Raw genomic sequence first — 15,861 nt, 5'->3', positions numbered from 1 at the left:
CCACCCGTCCCCCATGGGCCGCGCGCGCCATTCTTTCCCAATCGTCATTGCGAGCGAAGCGAAGCAATCCATGTCACCGCGCGGGGAAAGATGGATTGCTTCGTCGCTTCGCTCCTCGCAATGACGGGAGCAAGATAGCTATGCGCCGCTTCATCCTCCCAGTCGCCTTCGCCCTCATCGGCCTGATCCTGTTCGGCCAGGGCGCCTATATCCGAGCCAAGGCGCTGCTCGCGCAGGTGCTGCTGGAGCGCGCTTTCGCACAGAGCATCGCGACCGGACATTCCGTGAAGCCGTGGCGCTGGGCCGATACCTGGCCGGTCGCCCGGATCGAGGTGAAGCGCCTGCATGCTTCCGCGATTGCGCTGGCCGGCAGCAGCGGCCAGGCGCTGGCGTTCGGCCCCGGCCATGTCGAAGAGACCGTCGATGCCGGCGAGCCGGGCGTTGCGGTCTATTCCGCGCATCGCGACACCCATTTCCGGTTTCTGAAGGATGTCATCATCGGCGACGAGATCGACGTCACGAGAAGCGACGGCAAGATTTTTCGCTACCGGGCCGATCGCAGCGCGGTCGTCCGCTTCGACCAGTCCGGCATCGATCCGCTCACCAACCGGTATGAGCTGGTGCTGTCGACCTGCTGGCCGTTTGACGCGCTGACATCCGGTCCCGAGCGTTATCTGTTGCACGCGACCATGATCGACCCGGATTCGAGCCTATCCGACTCAGGTTCCTGATCCGCATCGATTTTGCGCCTGCCGGGATATTGCAAGCGATGGCCTGACTTGCGTCAGCGTGAGTTGCTACCCCCTTCCATCAGCCATAAAAACAATGAAAAATCGCGTTCTGCGGTGATCCGCCGTGGGCCAGAGGAAACAAGTAGAACAAGGATAAGGGCAGGCTCCATGGAAGCTTTCGCAGGCACCGCGTCACATTCGTCCCGCAAATGGGTACCGCCCGCTGACGCCAGCGACATCGTCAAGAGCATCCATGCGATGTTGCACCCGCGCAACATCGTGCTGGTGGGCGCCACCGACAAGCCCGGCAACTACGCCGAACGGATCTGGAACAATCTGATCAAATACCAATATGCCGGCGGCCTGTTTCCGATCAACGCCAAGCGCGAAACGATCTGGGGCGTCACCTGCTACAAGGATTTCGCCAGCCTTCCCGAAAAGCCGGACCATGTGCTGGTGCTGGTGCCGGCCCGCTTTGCCGTGCAGGTGATCCGCGATGCGGCCGCCGCCGGCGCGCGCTCGGCGACCATCGTCACCTCCGGCTTCAGCGAGCTGCAGGATGAGGAGAGCCAGCGGCTCGCGGTCGAGCTGAAGCAGGCGATCAAGGAGACCGGACTTGCGGTCACCGGTCCAAATTGCCTCGGCAATCTCAGCGCCGGCGAGAACCTGTTCACCAACATTGACGACCGCATCGTCACCATGGAGCCGGGTGCGGTCGCGATCGCCGGCCAATCCGGCGCGATCGTGATGGCGATCCGCCAGGCGCTGGAGGATCGCGGCGTCGGCGTCGGCTACATGGTCACGACCGGCAACGAATCCGGGCTCGAGACCCCGGACCTGATGAGCTATTTCGCTGCCGATCCGAGCATCCGCGTCATCGTGGTCTATCTCGAAGGCGTCAGGAACACAAAGGTGTTCCGCGAAGCCTGCAAGGCCGCGCGCGCCGCGGGCAAGCCGGTGATCGCGCTCAAGCTCGGCTCCTCCGAAGGCGGTCGCGCCGCCGCGATGGCGCATACCGGCGCGCTCGCCGGCTCGATCGAGACCTTCGATGCGATCTCGACCCGCGAAGGCGTGATCCGGGTGCGCGGGCTGGATGAATTGATCGAGACCACCGAGTGCTTCGTGCATGCCGATCCGCCGAAGGGCAACCGCCTCGCAGCGGTGTCGCTGTCGGGCGGCAAGCGCGGGCTGCTGATCGACGCGTTCTATTCGGCCGGCCTGAATTTCGCACCGCTGAGCCCGAACGCGACGGAGCAGCTGGCGAAGATGCTCGGCCCCGGCAGCATCGTCGGCAATCCGCTCGACGCCGGCTTTGCCGCGGTGGTCGATCCGTCCGTCTACATGAAGTCGATCAAGATCATGATCGACGATCCCGACACCGACATCGTCATCATCGATGCCGAGCTGCCGAAGGCGCCGCATGAGCTGCGCGAGCGCAATCTGCGCATCGTCAACGAGATGGCGGGCCAGGCCAACAAGCCGGTGATCTATATCAGCGCGATGTCGATCGGCTTCACCGAATTCACCAAGGGACTACGCAAGTCGCTGCCCGATATCGCGGTCATGCAAGGACTCGACCGCGCGGTCGGCGCGATCAAGTCGCTGATCGAGTACGCAGGTCTGCGCAAGGAAGTGCCCGACATCGTGTCGAGCTCGAAGGCATCCGCGCGCGCGGTGCTGGAGAAGACGCTGAAGGCCGCCAACGGCGCCGCCGCGCTCGACGAGGTTGCCTCGAAGCAGCTACTCAAGGCCTATGGCATCCCGATCTCCAAGGAGGACGTCGCGCAGACCGCGGCGGAGGCGGTGAAAATCGCCAAGGCAATCGGCTTCCCGGTGGTCGCGAAAGTTGTCAGCCCCGATATCCTGCACAAGTCGGATATCGGCGGCGTGGTGCTGAACCTTGCCAACGCCGCCGAGGTGAAGAAGGCGTTCAACGACATCACGGCGCGGGTGAAGAAGCTGAAGGGCAAGCCGAAGCTCGAGGGCATCCTGATTGCGCAACAGGTCAAGGCCGACCTCGAGCTCGTGGTCGGCGCTTCGCTCGATGCCGAGATGGGCCCCGTGGTGCTGTTCGGCACCGGCGGCGTCGATATCGAGCTGCTGAAGGACGTCGCCCTTGCCGGCGCGCCGCTCGATGCCGCCGAGGCGAAAGAGCTGATCGCCAAGACCAAGGCCGGGGTCAAGCTGAAGGGCTATCGCGGCAAGCCCGCGCTGCACGAGCCGTCGGCGGTGAAGGCGCTGGTCGGGCTCTCCAACCTGATGGCCGACGCCAATGGCCGCATCGCCTCGATCGACGTCAATCCGTTCCTGATCAACAGCAAGCTCGGCGTCGCGGTCGACGGCCTGATCGTGCTGAACAACGCCGCCGCGAACAAGGCGGCGGGGCATTAGGGGTCAGCGCACGTTGTCGTTCTCCGTCATCCTGAGGAGCGCGTAGCGCGTCTCGAAGAATGAATCGGCCACCGGCCGGGCCGTGCATCCTTCGAGGCTCGCTCCGCTCGCACCTCCAGCGACAAAGGCGAAGCCTTTGCGCGGGGATGACGGAACTCCGAGCGCGTTAGCGGCCCGAGCAGCGCAGCACGCTAAAAGCTCGCGCCCCACTGGCGCGCGGTCTGCGTCACCCAGTCGCGATAGAGCGTGAGCGGCGTCACCCCGGTGATGCCGCCGCAACCGGCTGCGCCGTTCGGGCCGGTGGACCAGCTCACCACGCCGACGATGACAGGCCCGCCTGGCTTGTCCTCGAACACCGGCGCACCGGAATCGCCGGTGCAGGCGCCGAGCCCGTCGCGCACGCCCTGCCCGACCGGATCGACCAGACGGATCTGCAGCGTGCCGGGCTTGCCGCTCGCGATCAGGCCGGCGACGCGAATGCTGCCGCCGCTCTTGCCGTCGCCGCGCACGGTGACACCGACGCCTGCGACGGTGAAGCGGCCGCCGACCTGGATCGGAATGTTGGGCATACCGAGCACGGCCGGCGCCTTGCCCGCGGCTGGGTCCGCAAGCTGCAGCAGCGCGACATCGGCGGTCGCCACATGATTGGTCATCGCCTGCATCCGAAAGCCGGGATGGATCGCAACCGTCTTGACGTCCTGCAGCTTCGGCTGCCGGTCCGGCCCATAATCGACGATCTTGTAATCGGCACCGGGCTGCACGCAATGCGCCGCGGTCAGCACCACCTTCGGCGCGATCAGCGCGCCGGTGCAGAAATTGCCACGCGAGCCGACGATGGTGACGACGGCGCGCGCGACGCCATCGGTCGACGGCGCGCCACCACCGACGATCGCGAAGGCCGGCGTTGCCATCAACAGGGTCAGAAAGGCTGTCGCTCGAATCACGCTCGTCATGGAACCCTGTTGATCTGCATCTGTATTGAGCACATCCGAGGCGCGGCATTGCGTCGCTCACACTCGGCCGAAGAACACGCAATCTTGTACAGAGCACCCGGGCCCGCACGCGTCAATTATCTAAATATCTAGACGTCGATCACTACGGCGTTGAAGTCGCCACGAGATTTCCTGCAGCCCATGGTGCGCACGCGCTGTGTCTCGCCGCCTTGCCGCGATATCCATCACATCGTATCCTGCGTCGTGCTGCCGGCACGACGTTCGAATGTGAACTGTATCTCTTGATCACGCGCCTATCGCGGCCGTAGTTTCGACCTGATAATAATACAACCTCTGGCAGCATACCGCATACTTACCTTCATGACTTTCTGGATGCCGGTGCCGTTGACATAGAGACGGCTTTTCATCCGCCATTTCGTTGAGTTCGAGGATAATGATGAGGATCGCGGTCGTCACGCCGATCAGGCTGTTCAGCGAGGGGCTTGCCTCGAGTTTCCACAACCACGCCGAGTTTGCCGTCGAGACGGCAGTCGCCGATCTTGCCGGCCTGCGTGCGACCCTCGAGACCGGCAGTGTGGGTGTCATTCTGATCGACGTCACACAGGGCATCGATCTCGACGAGGTGCGTGTGATTGCGAGCGAGCATGCGGAGATCGCGCTGGTAGCGCTCGGCCTCAACGAGGACCGGCGCGACGTGGTCCGCTGCGGCCGGGCCGGATTCAGCGGCTACATTTCCCGGAATGCCAGCTTCGACGAGCTGTGCCGCGCACTGTCGGACGTGGCGTCAGGGCGGCTTGCCTGCAGCGCCGAGATTTCCGGCGGATTGCTGCGCGCGTTGTTTTGCATGGAACGTCAGGCAGATACGATCGATACGGACCAGGGACTGACGCGCCGCGAAGGCGAGGTTCTCAAGCTCATCGGGCAGGGCATGTCGAACAAGGAAATCGCACGCGATCTCAATCTCAGTCTTGCAACCGTCAAGCATCACGTCCATCACGTGCTGCAAAAGCTCGGCCTGCCGCGCCGGGCGCAGGCGATGCGGCGGGTCCGCGAAGCGCCGTGGCTCGCATCATCTGCGCCGGCTCTCGATCGCCGCCGCGAGCTCGACTGACACCAGCGACCTGAATTCCGTATTCGACTGACCGCAGCGCGCGCACGCATTGGTGCGCAGATGCGGCGCGGCTTTGCCCGCATGCGCGCCGCATCACACCGCGAGACCGATCCCGACTAAACCCTTTGATCGATCTTTCGAGGCGCAGGATCGATCTCATGGATCGGTCGATCCGTATCATCGGCTCGATCCTTTCTGATCCACCACGGCGAATAGGCCTTTCGCGGCACACCTGCCACAACAGCACCAACGCAGCGACATGCCGCTCTTTTCGTTCGCTGCGCGATTGCAGATTGCCGTGGAAGACGGATCGGCTGCACGAATTCGCAGCAGATCGGCCAGGATCGATTTCATGAATCCAGTTGCCGACATCGCTGGTCTGGCTGCCTTGTGGCAGAGAACGTCGGGTGGCGACCCCGCGGTGAAGATCGCGATCATCGACGGCCCCGTCGATCTCAATCATCCCTCGCTCAGGCAGGCCCGTGTCGCCATGGGCGGCGAGTTCGTCGCGCCGTCTTCATCGATCATCCAGTCCGAGCACGGCACGCATGTCACGAGCGTGCTGATGGGCACGCCCGGCAGCCCGGTGCTCGGCGTCGCGCCGAACTGCAGCGCAACCGTGTTCTCGATCTATCGCGAGAATGCCGCCGGACAGATCGAGCCGTCCTCGCAAAGCACCTTGGCGCTCGCGATCAACCAGGCGCTGGCGGTGGGCGCCGACATCATCAACATCAGCAGCGGTCAGCAATCCGCGACGGGGCAGGCCGATCGCATTCTGGTCGACGCGGTGCGGGCCTGCGAGCGCGCCGGCAAGCTGATCGTCGCCGCCGCCGGCAATGATGGCTGCCGCTGCGTCCAGGTGCCGGGCAGCCTCGCTTCGGTGCTTGCAGTCGGCGCGTGCGATCTGGCCGGCAACCCGCTGCCGTTCAGCAATTTCGGCGACGCCTATCTGGAGAACGGCATCCTGGCGCCTGGCGAGAACATCGCCGGCGCCTCGCCGGTCCGCAACGTCAGCCTGCGTTCCGGAACGAGCTACGCTGCGCCGATCGTGACAGGCGTCGTCGCGCTGCTGCTCTCATGCCTGCGCCAGAACGGACGCAAGGCCGATCCGCAAGCCGTTCGTGCCGCGCTGCTCGAAAGCGCGGTGCCCTGCCGCAACGACGGCAGCGCCTCGCGCTGTCTCGCCGGACGGCTCGATATTCCCGCGGCTGTCGCCGCCCTGCTTGGCGAGCAGGCGGACGCCGTCATGCCGTCGGGTGCCACGGCCGCGCCTCCCCGCTTCTGGGGAGTGTCCGCGCGCCCTTTCGTCCAACCGTCATCCGCCGCTCAGCCAACTGCAACCAGAGAGGGTTCCATGGGAGATCTATCAGCAATGTCTGCACCATCGGCTCCGCGCATATTCGGGCCGGACGGCTCGGTCCTGCGAAGCAACGCCGGGATCATGCCAAGCGAGGCGCAGCCCGCCGCGCCGGCGGCACCTGCGGCCATGGCCGTCCCGGTTGATCACGGCGTCGTCGCCGCGCCGATCGCCGCACCCGCGCCTTATCCGTATCACGCCCCCCATGCGGGCGGCGACATGGTCTGGATGCCGGCACCGGCACCCCAGATGGTGATGCCGCCGATGATGATGCCGCAGATGGCAATGCCAACGGCCGGCATGATGCCGCAAACCTGGCTGCAACCGCAGCAGCTGCACGCGCTGATGCCGAGCAATGCGCTTCCCGTCGCAATGCCCCAGGCGCTGCCGATGTACGAAGCGCCCGCGGTTCGAGCCAGCGAGAAGAACTGCGGCTGTGGCGGCGGCATGCGTCCGCAGGGCGCTACGGCCGAGTCCACCGGTCAGCTCGCCTTCCCGATCGGCCGTCTGTTCTACGATTTCGGCAAGGAAGCCCGCCTCGACTACTTCGTGCAGGCGATCGCCAACTGGCGCGACAGCCTGATCGGACGCGGCGATCCGGCGTTCGGACCGGAGCGCGATCACTCCGGCGATACCTCGGCGCCGTACAATCCGGCGATCATGGCGCGCTATCTGTTGAACCAGGCTGAAGGCGAGACCGCGACGCCGGCCGGCGCCGGCAACAACTTCCCGGATGCGGACGCCATCACCTGGACGATGACGATCGATTCGATCCCGATCTATGCGATCAAGCCGCTCGACGTGTTCGGTCTCGGGTTCTTCGCCGCGCTGATCCTGGCGCTGTGGCATCAGGAGGTTTCGCACGACGATCCCGCGACGACCCGCACCGTGGTGCTGGCGAATGCGGCTGCCGCCGGCGCTGACGCACGACCGATCACGCCCCCCGCATTCCCGCCGCGCGGCGGCGTCGCGCGGGTCTCGATGGCCGGTTGGGTCGACAGTACCAACACGACCAAACTGCTCAACGGCACGGTCGTTCCGACGCTGGTGACCGATTGGCGCGGCTTCTACCAGTGGGATCTCTACACGCTGTTCGGGCCCGACCCCACCACCTGGCCGGACGGCGCCGAGGGCTTCCTCGAGCGGATCTACAACGAATTCCGCAATGTCGGTCTTTCGCCGCAGGATCGCGCGCTGAACTACTCGGCGATGAATGCCTACAATACGCGGAAGATCTTCACCGACGTCGCCAAGAAGGGCTTGCGGCTCGACACCGTCGAGGTCGACCAGAGTCTCATCTGCCGTCCGGAATCGATTTGCCACGACGTGACCTACCGCTTCTTCAACCCGACGCAGGTCCTGACCCAGGCTCGCGAAGTCTATCAGTACACGATCGACGTGAGCGACGTGGTGCCGGTGGCGGTCGGGCCGCTGCGGCAGTGGCAGGTCTATTGACGCGATTGCTCCTCTGCGTCCGGAGGAGATCAGAACGTGGCGCGAATTAGCGTCACGTGGTCCAGGGGATCGACGCGATGAGCGATTCCCTGGGCGACGTCCAGCGACGGCTGCCCCGGTCGGTGCCCACCTCCCGTAGTTGCCGTCAATTCAAACCGAAAGAAGGAGCTGAACATGTACGCAAGGAACGACTTTGAGACCTTCGGCAGCGTGCGTAGCCCGATCCAGTGTGAGGGCATCGAGCGCGGTCCGAAGCGGATTGCCGAAGTGGCGACCAACGGGTCGGTCAACCCGCAGGGTTGGCAGGACATCCTCGGTACGGCCGTGCAGGCGCTGCCGGGCGTCCTCGGTGCCTTCGGCATCTGATCGCCAAACTCGGGGCCCGGCGCTGTCGGGCCCCACCCCTGCCCTCGAGGAGGCCGACATGATGCAGAAATCCACCGCCAGGAGCCCACAGCAACAGCAGCAGAACGGTCGCCGGATCGAGCCCTCCGGAAAGATCGTCGTGTCGTCAGTCGTGAGCCACGCCTCGCTGCTCGCCGCGATCAGCGACCGCAACCCGATCATCGCCAAACGCACCACATCCGACGAAGACAAATCCTGACGTCGTCGTCATCACCGAACCTATGGAGCCGATGCCATGGCAAAACCGCCCCGCAAATCCGGATCCGACAGCGCCGCCTCTCCGCCGCCGGCGGAAACACCATCCGCAGCGTCAAGCCTTGCCGACGCGCGGCGCCCGTTGGAGGCGGCCGTTGTCGCCCGTCCGAAGATCGCCACCACGCCCGCCCCGCCGACAACGTCGGCCTACATGGCGCCGCCGCAGGGCCCCGGTGCTCCGCAGCAGATGCGCCATGATGGCTCGCCGCGTTCGGAGGAGCGGCTCAACACCGCGATGAAGATCCTGCTCGATCCCACGGCCCGCGCGTTGCCGAGCAAGGTCTATTCCGGACAGGCGCGAAACTGGACCCGCAGACCGTGACCAGGTCTGCGCACTGAGCGGCGCTTCGATCCGCTACCCGGACATGCAACGGCCCGCCCGATCCGGCGGCGCGGCCGTTGCCGCTCGTCGGAGAGAGACATGAACCAGAACGGCAATCCTCCTCGCATCAATCTGCGCCGCGCCGCCTGCACTTTTGTGGGCCTCGGGACACTCCTGTTTCTAGCGGCCGGCACCATGCGATGGGCCGGCGCGTGGATGTTCCTGCTCGAGATCACGATCGGCGGACTGATCACCGAGGCATGGCTCGCAAGACATGATCCGGGTCTGCTGGCGGAGCGCCGCACCGCGCACGGCCAGGCCGGGTGGGATCGCGTCATCACGACGATCATGCCGCTGTTGTGGCTGACATGGCTGCCGCTGATGGCGCTCGACGCGGTGCGCTACCGGACATCGTTCGTCCCGTTCTGGCTGCAATGCGCCGGCGCGGTGATGATCGCGGCATCGTTCTACATCGTCTACCGGACCTATCGCGAAAACAGCTACGCCGCCCCGGTCGTGAAGATCCAGCGCGAGCGCGGGCATGCTGCGGTGACCACGGGGCCGTACGCCTATGTGCGGCATCCGATCTATGCCAGCGGCCTGTTGACCTATGTCGGCACCCCGCTGCTGCTCGGATCCTGGTGGGGCCTTGGCATCGTGCCTGTCATGGCGGCGCTGCTCGGTTTGCGGTCGCTGATGGAGGAGCGGATGCTCACCGCCGAGCTCGACGGCTATGCCGAATATCTCGCCCGCGTGCGTTACCGCCTGGTTCCGATGGTCTGGTGAGCCCGTTCCGTATGGCGGAGTTTGCCGCAAACTGGCGGCTTGCCTGATCGGCGGCAATTCCAATAAAGAAGGCTGAACGCGCGTTTCCCTGTCTTCGGCCAAAACGGCCGGACGACCCGAGGCGAAGCCGCCGCTTTGCAACGGGCAGGACATTGATGATCGAGGCAGTGATCTGGGATTTCGGCGGCGTCTTGACCACCTCGCCGTTCGAGGCCTTCGCGCGCTACGAGACCGAGCGCGGCCTGCCGGTCGACATCATCCGCCGCACTAACGCCGCCAACCATCTCGAAAACGCCTGGGCCAGGTTCGAGCGCGCCGAGATCGGGATCGATGCGTTCGACGCGCTGTTCGCCACGGAATCGAAGGCGCTCGGCGCCGAGGTGCGCGGCAAGGACGTGCTGCCGCTGCTCTCCGGCGACCTGCGCCCCGAAATGGTCGAGGCGCTGAAGCGCATCAAGGCGAAATTCAAGACCGGCTGCATCACCAACAATCTGCCGTCGAACGCAATTGGCAGCCATAGCGGACGCACGCTCTATATCGCGGAAGTCATGGCGCTGTTCGACCATGTCATCGAGTCCGCGAAGATCGGCCTGCGCAAGCCCGATCCGCGCATCTACCAGATGATGGTGGAAGCACTGCAAGTGAACCCGAAGAACTGCGTCTATCTCGACGACCTCGGCGTCAACCTGAAGCCGGCGCGCGAGATGGGCATGACCACGATCAAGGTCGCGAACGCCGCGCAGGCGATCTCCGAGCTCGAAGCGGCGACCGGCCTCACGCTGAGGTGAAGCGGCCTGGCGGCATATTCACTCCGCATTCAGGCGGCAGTCGCTAATTCTCAACCTCCCTTGGGTCACGGCGCGACCATGAAATCGCATCGTAATCCCGTTCCTGGTCTGAGCATGACGCTCCGGAAAAGCCGACGTTCACTTCTCCGGATCATGCCCGCGGAGGCACATCCCATGAAACATCTCGTCGTCGCCTTGGTCTCGGCTGGTTCGCTGCTGGTCTCGGTCGCAGCGTTCGCGCAATCGACTTCAACCCCCGCGCCGGCGGCGGCTCCCGCGCAAGAGAACACGTCGGCGGCAGCGCCCGTGCCTGGTGCCAAGCGCGCGGCCTGCCAGAGCGCGGCGAAGGCGCTGAAGGGTCAGGAGCGGCACGACCAGATGCAGCTCTGCATGGCGCAGGCGCATCTCGACTGCCTGAAGCAGGCGATCGACCAGAAGATCGTCGGCCCACAGCGCAAGGATTTCGTGAAGAGCTGCGCGGGCTGAGCGTTTCGTAGCCCGGATGGAGCGAAGCGAAATCCGGGACAGACGATCCGGGGAAAGACCCTCCCGGATTACGCTGCGCTCCATCCGGGCTACGCGTTCCCCCGTATTGCGCTCGGCGGAAATACCCCGGAACCACGCGCTAACTCCAGCCTTTAATCCCATGCCTTTGCGGGCCAAACGAGCCTTGTGCTTTGCCCGCAACGGGAGCAGAACAGGTCCGAGTTCAAGACAAATTCGGAGCTGATCCTCGTGGCTGACACCAGGCCCACCGCCTCGATCGAGGCCGTGGAAAGCGGCCTCGCCGCGCAAGGCTATATTGCGAGCCGGCAGATCGCGACTGCGGTCTATCTGTCGCAGCAGATCGAGAAGCCGATCCTGGTCGAGGGCCCTGCCGGCGTCGGCAAGACCGAGCTTGCGAAGGCGATCGCCGCCTGGCGCGGCCTGAAGATGATCCGCCTGCAGTGCTATGAGGGCCTCGACGAGGCCAAGGCGCTGTACGAGTGGAAATACGCCAAGCAGCTGCTCTACACCCAGATCCTGAAGGACAAGCTCGGCGAAGTGCTCGGCGGCGCGCAGACGCTGGCCGCAGCGCTCGACCAGCTCCACACGTTCGGCGACGTGTTCTTCTCCAAGGAATTCGTCGAGCCGCGGCCGCTGTTGCAGGCGCTGGAGCAGCCGGCCGGCTGCGTGCTGCTGATCGACGAGATCGACAAGTCGGATGCCGAATTCGAATCGCTGCTGCTGGAAATTCTCTCCGACTTCCAGGTCACGATCCCCGAGCTCGGCACCGTCTCCGCGGTAGCGCCGCCGACCGTGATCCTGACCTCCAACAGCGAACGCGATCTCGGCGATGCCTTGAAGCGGCGCTGCCTACATCTGCATATCGGCTTCCCCGAGCAGAAGCTTGAAGAGCGCATCGTCGAGAGCCGGGTGCCCGGCATCTCGCAGACGCTGCGCAAGCAGATGGTCGGCTTCATCCACGAGATCCGCTCGCTCGACCTGAAGAAGCTGCCCTCGGTCAGCGAGGCGATCGACTGGGCGCGCGTGCTGGTGCTGCTACAGGCCAGCGAGCTCGACCACGAGATCGTCAAGGACACGCTCAACGTGCTCCTGAAATACGAGGCCGACATCGAGGCCGCGACGCCGCAGATTTCGTCCTTCATCGCCAAGGCGTCGCGCCAAGGCGTGTTCAGCTAGACCAAGATGCGCGAGAACCTGCATCGCTTCTTTCGTGCGGCGCGGGGAGCCGGGGTCCGGGTCTCGCCCGCGGAAAGCATCGATGCGATGCGGGCGGTCGCCCAGGTCGGCTTTGCCGACCGCGACATCCTGCGCGACACCTTTCTGCTGACGCTTGCCAAGACCCAGGACGAGAAGCGCTCGCTCGGCGAATGCTTTGACCTGTTCTTCAGCCAGCCAGAGCCGCAGCAGGAAAGCGCCGAGCAGAACAAGACCGACGACAACAGCGAATCCGGCGCCAATCCGTCGGCCGATGAGCATGGCGATACGGCGGGCGGCGCCGCCAACGAGAATGTCGGGCCGCTGGCGCAGATGCTGCTGTCGCAGGATCGCTCCGCGATATCGACGGCGATCGCCAATGCCTCGGGCGCCGCCTCGCTGCCCGACATCCGTTACTTCACCCAGCGCGGCATCTTCCAGACCCGCATCCTCGATGCGATGGGCATCCAGCGCCTGCGCGACGACATCGACGAGCAGACCACGCGCAATCCGGCGCTCGCCGAGCGGCTGCAGGAAGCGCTCAACGGCCTGCGCGGCACGGTTCGCGACGCGGTCTCGCAAGCCCTGCTGCTCTACGGGCGCGAGGAGACCGAAAATTTGCGCAACGAGATCCTCCGCAACGCGCCGCTGGCGCGGATCGAGCCGCGTCAGGTCGAGCAGATGCGCGCGCTGATCCGCCAGATCGCGCGCCGGCTGCGCGAGCGCTATTCCAAGCCGCGCAAGCGTCAGCGCCGCGGCCATCTCGACGTCCGCCGCACGCTGCGCCGCAACGCAGCCTGGGGCGGCGTGCCGTTCCTCACCGCGTGGAAGCGCAAGCATCGCGAGCGGCCGAAGATCATAGCGCTCTGCGACGTCTCGGGTTCGGTCGCCCGCGTCTCGGACTTCTTCCTGCTCCTGATCCACAGCCTGCACGAGGTGGTCGACGACGTCCGCTCGTTCGCCTTCTCGGGCCATTTGATCGAGGTCAGCGACATCCTGGAATCGAAATCGCCGGAAGAGGCGATGAAGGAGATCATGTCCAAGGTCGGCTTCGGCTCGTCCGACTACGGCAATTCCTTCGCCGATTTCGAGCACAATTGGATGAGCGCGATCACGCCGCAGACCACGGTGATCGTGCTCGGCGACGCCCGCAGCAACAATCTCGATCCGCGCGCCGACATCCTGCGCCGCATCGGCGAGCGCTCCAAGCGGCTGGTGTGGCTCAATCCCGAAGGCCGCATGGTCTGGGGCTTCGGCGATTCCGAGATGCCGCGCTACGCGACCTTCTGCACCGTCGTGCGCCAATGCGCGACCGCCCGGCAGCTCGAGCGCGCCGTCTCCGACATCGTGGCGACGTATCAGTAGATCGCCAGCGTTTTGGAGCGTTTTCGAGCGAAGTGGACACCGGTTCGCGTGAAGAAAAACGCGTCAAACAAAAATCTGGAGCTTCGGTTCTGATTCAATCAGAACCGAAGCTCTAGAGGCGAAGCGAGTCGCTGTGAAATTGCCATCCGACGAACGCAACGAGCGTCAGCGCGATCGAGGCAAAGATGCTGACGAGCTTGATCGTCGTGATCGCCTTCAGGATCGAGACGGAACGTGCCGCCGCATGCGGGTCGCCGTGCAGCAACAACCAGGCCAGCAAGCAATCCTCGATCAGGTCGCTGAGCAGATACACCGCCGGCACGACGAGGCCGAGCCACGCTGCAGTCGGATAGATCTGGTTGAGCCAGTATGATGACGCCGCGCCCATCGCGCCCGCCAGCGCCAGCATGACGGCGAGATCGAGCGGGAACAGAATCGGGAAGACATATTTCATCCGGAGATCGGATTGCACCAGCTCGCCGAGCTGTTCGCCGCTGTAGCTCAGCGTCTTCTCTGGAAAACGGGTCTGGAATCTATTAGCGAAAACGCGATCGGAGTAGCTGCCGACCCACCAGAACAGTCCGAACGCACTCACCACCAATCCCGCGAGAATGACCGTCACGAGAACTTGGTGGCTCATGCCGATCCGGTCCAGTCCAGGCTGCGGAAAACAGCGGGCAAGATGATCGCGCGCACCGGCGAAATCCCTGAAGGGCAGAAAAACATCGACGCAATATCGCAATGACTGACGATGAGATTTCCATCTTTTCCAAAGTGTTGCAATTGAATTCTGCGGATCGCCGTGGAGTGCGCGCACGCGCGCCCGATGCCGGCCGCACACTCCAGAACGACGGTCGGCGTTCATGCCGCATACACAGAACCGTCTTCGATTGGAGATTGAATCATCCCCGTGTTCTGCCGTACATAGAGGTCGCGAATTTTCACGGCGGCCGCGGGGGCAACGGATGCCGAAGGATCTTGTGATTTGTTGCGACGGCACGGGCAACGAGATCGGCGCCAATATTTCCAACGTCCTGAAGCTGTTTCGCGTCGCCGACAAGGATGACCGGCAGCGGATCTACTATCATCCGGGTCTCGGCACGATCGGCCTGCAGAACAGCTGGGGCCGCTTCAAGCAGGAGGTGCGCGGCCTTTTCGGCCTGGCCTTCGGCGCCGGTCTCGACGAGGACACGCTTGGCGCCTACCGGTTTTTGTGCCGGCTCTGGGAGCCCGGCGACCGGGTCTGGATGTTCGGTTTCAGCCGCGGCGCCTATACCGTGCGCACGCTGGCGGCCTTCGTCCATGTGATGGGCCTCCTGCCGGTCGACCAGCTCGATATCGCGGACTACGCGTTCAACACCTACAAGAAAGCCAGCTCCGACTCCCAGAAATCGGACGGCACGTTCGACGATGCCCCGCTGAAGGAAGCCTGGCACTTCAGCCAGATCGCCGGCGGGCGCAACATCGACATCGAGTTCGTCGGAGTCTGGGATACCGTGGCCTCGATCATCGTGCCGCGGCAGGACAACTTCCTGTTCGACATCCAGACGCTGCTGTTCACCCGCACCAACTCCAGTGTCAGGCGATTCCGCCAGGCGATCGCGATCGACGAACGCAGACGCATGTTCCGCCTCAACCGCTGGATTGAGCCGCAGAAATTCCGCTCCGATCCGTTCAATCCGGCAACGGAGGTGGAGCAGGACATTCGCCAGGTCTGGTTCGCCGGCGTGCACTCCGACGTCGGCGGCGGCTATCCCGAGGACCAGAGCGGGCCCTCAAAATTTCCGCTGATCTGGATGCTCGAGCAGGCCAGGGTCGCCGGGCTGCACATGGATCAGGCGCTGATCGATCATCTCGCCTGGGGGATGCCGTTGCCGCCGCACAAGCACGACTATGTGCCGCCGAGCGCGACCGCCCCGCTGCACAATTCGCTGACCGCCGCCTGGGAAATCCTGGAATGGATTCCGAAGAGCGACAAATGGAAGGAATGGCCGGAGCGGAAGTCCTTCCTCGGCTTCTATCTGCCGCGCGGCGAGCCGCGGCCCATACCGGAAGGGGCGACCATCCACGCCTCGGTGCTGGAGCGCATGGACAAGGATCCGGCCTACCGGCCGATCAACCTGCCGAAGACCTACAAGGTCGAGCCAATGACGCCGCAGCCGGCGCCGCTCGCTCCGACGGCCTGACAGCGTCAGAGTTTCCTATCTTGAGGCGCTTTTCTTCACGCGAAGCGGCATCCAC

Annotated in this window: 15 protein-coding genes; 13 read left to right on the top strand and 2 right to left on the bottom strand. The window is 64.6% G+C overall.

Going from position 1 to position 15,861, the window contains the following annotated elements; genetic code table 11:
• The first annotated feature begins 140 nt into the window (after positions 1-140).
• Both ACVIGB_RS34530 and ACVIGB_RS34525 read left to right on the top strand, forming a co-directional pair.
• Positions 141-731 carry a class GN sortase gene (locus tag ACVIGB_RS34530; protein WP_456719304.1) on the top strand — a complete coding sequence of 197 codons (591 nt, stop codon included), beginning with the start codon at positions 141-143 and terminating at the stop codon, positions 729-731.
• A gap of 168 nt (positions 732-899) precedes the next feature.
• Entirely contained in the window at positions 900-3,122 is a 2,223-nt protein-coding gene (locus ACVIGB_RS34525; RefSeq protein WP_456719305.1) for an acetate--CoA ligase family protein, read from the top strand.
• 191 nt (positions 3,123-3,313) lie between these two features.
• Here ACVIGB_RS34525 and ACVIGB_RS34520 read toward each other — a convergent pair whose 3' ends face one another.
• Positions 3,314-4,075, bottom strand: coding sequence for a S1 family peptidase (locus ACVIGB_RS34520; RefSeq protein ID WP_456719306.1), 762 nt, complete (start codon positions 4,073-4,075; stop codon positions 3,314-3,316).
• 436 nt (positions 4,076-4,511) lie between these two features.
• On the opposite strand from ACVIGB_RS34520, the gene ACVIGB_RS34515 reads away from it, so the two are divergent.
• From ACVIGB_RS34515 to ACVIGB_RS34470, 10 genes are all read left to right on the top strand, one after another.
• Complete coding sequence (locus tag ACVIGB_RS34515) at positions 4,512-5,186, top strand: LuxR C-terminal-related transcriptional regulator (RefSeq protein ID WP_456719307.1); 675 nt, start codon at positions 4,512-4,514, stop codon at positions 5,184-5,186.
• A 352-nt stretch (positions 5,187-5,538) separates the two neighbouring features.
• Positions 5,539-7,998 (top strand): S8 family serine peptidase, encoded by a 2,460-nt coding sequence (locus ACVIGB_RS34510; RefSeq protein WP_456719308.1) that lies wholly within the window; start codon positions 5,539-5,541, stop codon positions 7,996-7,998.
• Between the two features lie 174 nt (positions 7,999-8,172).
• Positions 8,173-8,364: a hypothetical protein gene (locus ACVIGB_RS34505; protein WP_029080476.1), complete on the top strand. Its 192-nt coding sequence runs from the start codon at positions 8,173-8,175 to the stop codon at positions 8,362-8,364.
• Between the two features lie 58 nt (positions 8,365-8,422).
• Positions 8,423-8,602, top strand: coding sequence for a hypothetical protein (locus ACVIGB_RS34500; protein ID WP_092126523.1), 180 nt, complete (start codon positions 8,423-8,425; stop codon positions 8,600-8,602).
• Positions 8,603-8,638: 36 nt separating this feature from the next.
• The gene (locus tag ACVIGB_RS34495; RefSeq protein ID WP_143046797.1) at positions 8,639-8,980 is read left to right on the top strand and encodes a hypothetical protein; all 342 of its coding nucleotides are present in this window, start codon (positions 8,639-8,641) and stop codon (positions 8,978-8,980) included.
• A 99-nt stretch (positions 8,981-9,079) separates the two neighbouring features.
• Positions 9,080-9,766: a methyltransferase family protein gene (locus ACVIGB_RS34490; protein WP_456719309.1), complete on the top strand. Its 687-nt coding sequence runs from the start codon at positions 9,080-9,082 to the stop codon at positions 9,764-9,766.
• A gap of 155 nt (positions 9,767-9,921) precedes the next feature.
• Positions 9,922-10,554: an HAD-IA family hydrolase gene (locus tag ACVIGB_RS34485; protein ID WP_456719310.1), complete on the top strand. Its 633-nt coding sequence runs from the start codon at positions 9,922-9,924 to the stop codon at positions 10,552-10,554.
• Between the two features lie 174 nt (positions 10,555-10,728).
• Positions 10,729-11,040 carry a hypothetical protein gene (locus tag ACVIGB_RS34480; protein WP_092122361.1) on the top strand — a complete coding sequence of 104 codons (312 nt, stop codon included), beginning with the start codon at positions 10,729-10,731 and terminating at the stop codon, positions 11,038-11,040.
• 249 nt (positions 11,041-11,289) lie between these two features.
• Positions 11,290-12,237, top strand: coding sequence for an AAA family ATPase (locus ACVIGB_RS34475; RefSeq protein ID WP_092126521.1), 948 nt, complete (start codon positions 11,290-11,292; stop codon positions 12,235-12,237).
• Between the two features lie 6 nt (positions 12,238-12,243).
• Positions 12,244-13,620, top strand: a complete 1,377-nt coding sequence (locus ACVIGB_RS34470) for a vWA domain-containing protein (RefSeq protein WP_456719311.1) — start codon at positions 12,244-12,246, stop codon at positions 13,618-13,620.
• Between the two features lie 112 nt (positions 13,621-13,732).
• Here the strand turns inward: ACVIGB_RS34470 and ACVIGB_RS34465 are convergent, their stop codons facing one another.
• A complete protein-coding gene (locus tag ACVIGB_RS34465; RefSeq protein WP_456719312.1) occupies positions 13,733-14,260 on the bottom strand; it encodes a hypothetical protein in 528 nt (175 codons plus the stop codon).
• A gap of 325 nt (positions 14,261-14,585) precedes the next feature.
• Here ACVIGB_RS34465 and ACVIGB_RS34460 point away from each other — a divergent pair, with 325 nt between their 5' ends.
• Positions 14,586-15,806: a T6SS phospholipase effector Tle1-like catalytic domain-containing protein gene (locus tag ACVIGB_RS34460; RefSeq protein ID WP_456719313.1), complete on the top strand. Its 1,221-nt coding sequence runs from the start codon at positions 14,586-14,588 to the stop codon at positions 15,804-15,806.
• The last annotated feature ends 55 nt before the right edge of the window (positions 15,807-15,861 follow it).

It is taken from the genome of Bradyrhizobium sp. USDA 4341 (assembly GCF_054063755.1).
This window is presented reverse-complemented; position numbering and strand designations above follow the sequence as displayed.

Bases quoted from the DNA above. Each gene is read 5' to 3' on its own strand.
- ACVIGB_RS34525 (WP_456719305.1), top strand. From the start codon at position 900: ATGGAAGCTTTCGCAGGCACCGCGTCACATTCGTCCCGCAAATGGGTA.
- ACVIGB_RS34510 (WP_456719308.1), top strand. From the start codon at position 5,539: ATGAATCCAGTTGCCGACATCGCTGGTCTGGCTGCCTTGTGGCAGAGA.
- ACVIGB_RS34500 (WP_092126523.1), top strand. From the start codon at position 8,423: ATGATGCAGAAATCCACCGCCAGGAGCCCACAGCAACAGCAGCAGAAC.
- ACVIGB_RS34530 (WP_456719304.1), top strand. From the start codon at position 141: ATGCGCCGCTTCATCCTCCCAGTCGCCTTCGCCCTCATCGGCCTGATC.
- ACVIGB_RS34480 (WP_092122361.1), top strand. From the start codon at position 10,729: ATGAAACATCTCGTCGTCGCCTTGGTCTCGGCTGGTTCGCTGCTGGTC.
- ACVIGB_RS34460 (WP_456719313.1), top strand. From the start codon at position 14,586: ATGCCGAAGGATCTTGTGATTTGTTGCGACGGCACGGGCAACGAGATC.
- ACVIGB_RS34470 (WP_456719311.1), top strand. From the start codon at position 12,244: ATGCGCGAGAACCTGCATCGCTTCTTTCGTGCGGCGCGGGGAGCCGGG.
- ACVIGB_RS34495 (WP_143046797.1), top strand. From the start codon at position 8,639: ATGGCAAAACCGCCCCGCAAATCCGGATCCGACAGCGCCGCCTCTCCG.
- ACVIGB_RS34505 (WP_029080476.1), top strand. From the start codon at position 8,173: ATGTACGCAAGGAACGACTTTGAGACCTTCGGCAGCGTGCGTAGCCCG.
- ACVIGB_RS34490 (WP_456719309.1), top strand. From the start codon at position 9,080: ATGAACCAGAACGGCAATCCTCCTCGCATCAATCTGCGCCGCGCCGCC.
- ACVIGB_RS34520 (WP_456719306.1), bottom strand. From the start codon at position 4,075: ATGACGAGCGTGATTCGAGCGACAGCCTTTCTGACCCTGTTGATGGCA.
- ACVIGB_RS34485 (WP_456719310.1), top strand. From the start codon at position 9,922: ATGATCGAGGCAGTGATCTGGGATTTCGGCGGCGTCTTGACCACCTCG.
- ACVIGB_RS34465 (WP_456719312.1), bottom strand. From the start codon at position 14,260: ATGAGCCACCAAGTTCTCGTGACGGTCATTCTCGCGGGATTGGTGGTG.
- ACVIGB_RS34515 (WP_456719307.1), top strand. From the start codon at position 4,512: ATGAGGATCGCGGTCGTCACGCCGATCAGGCTGTTCAGCGAGGGGCTT.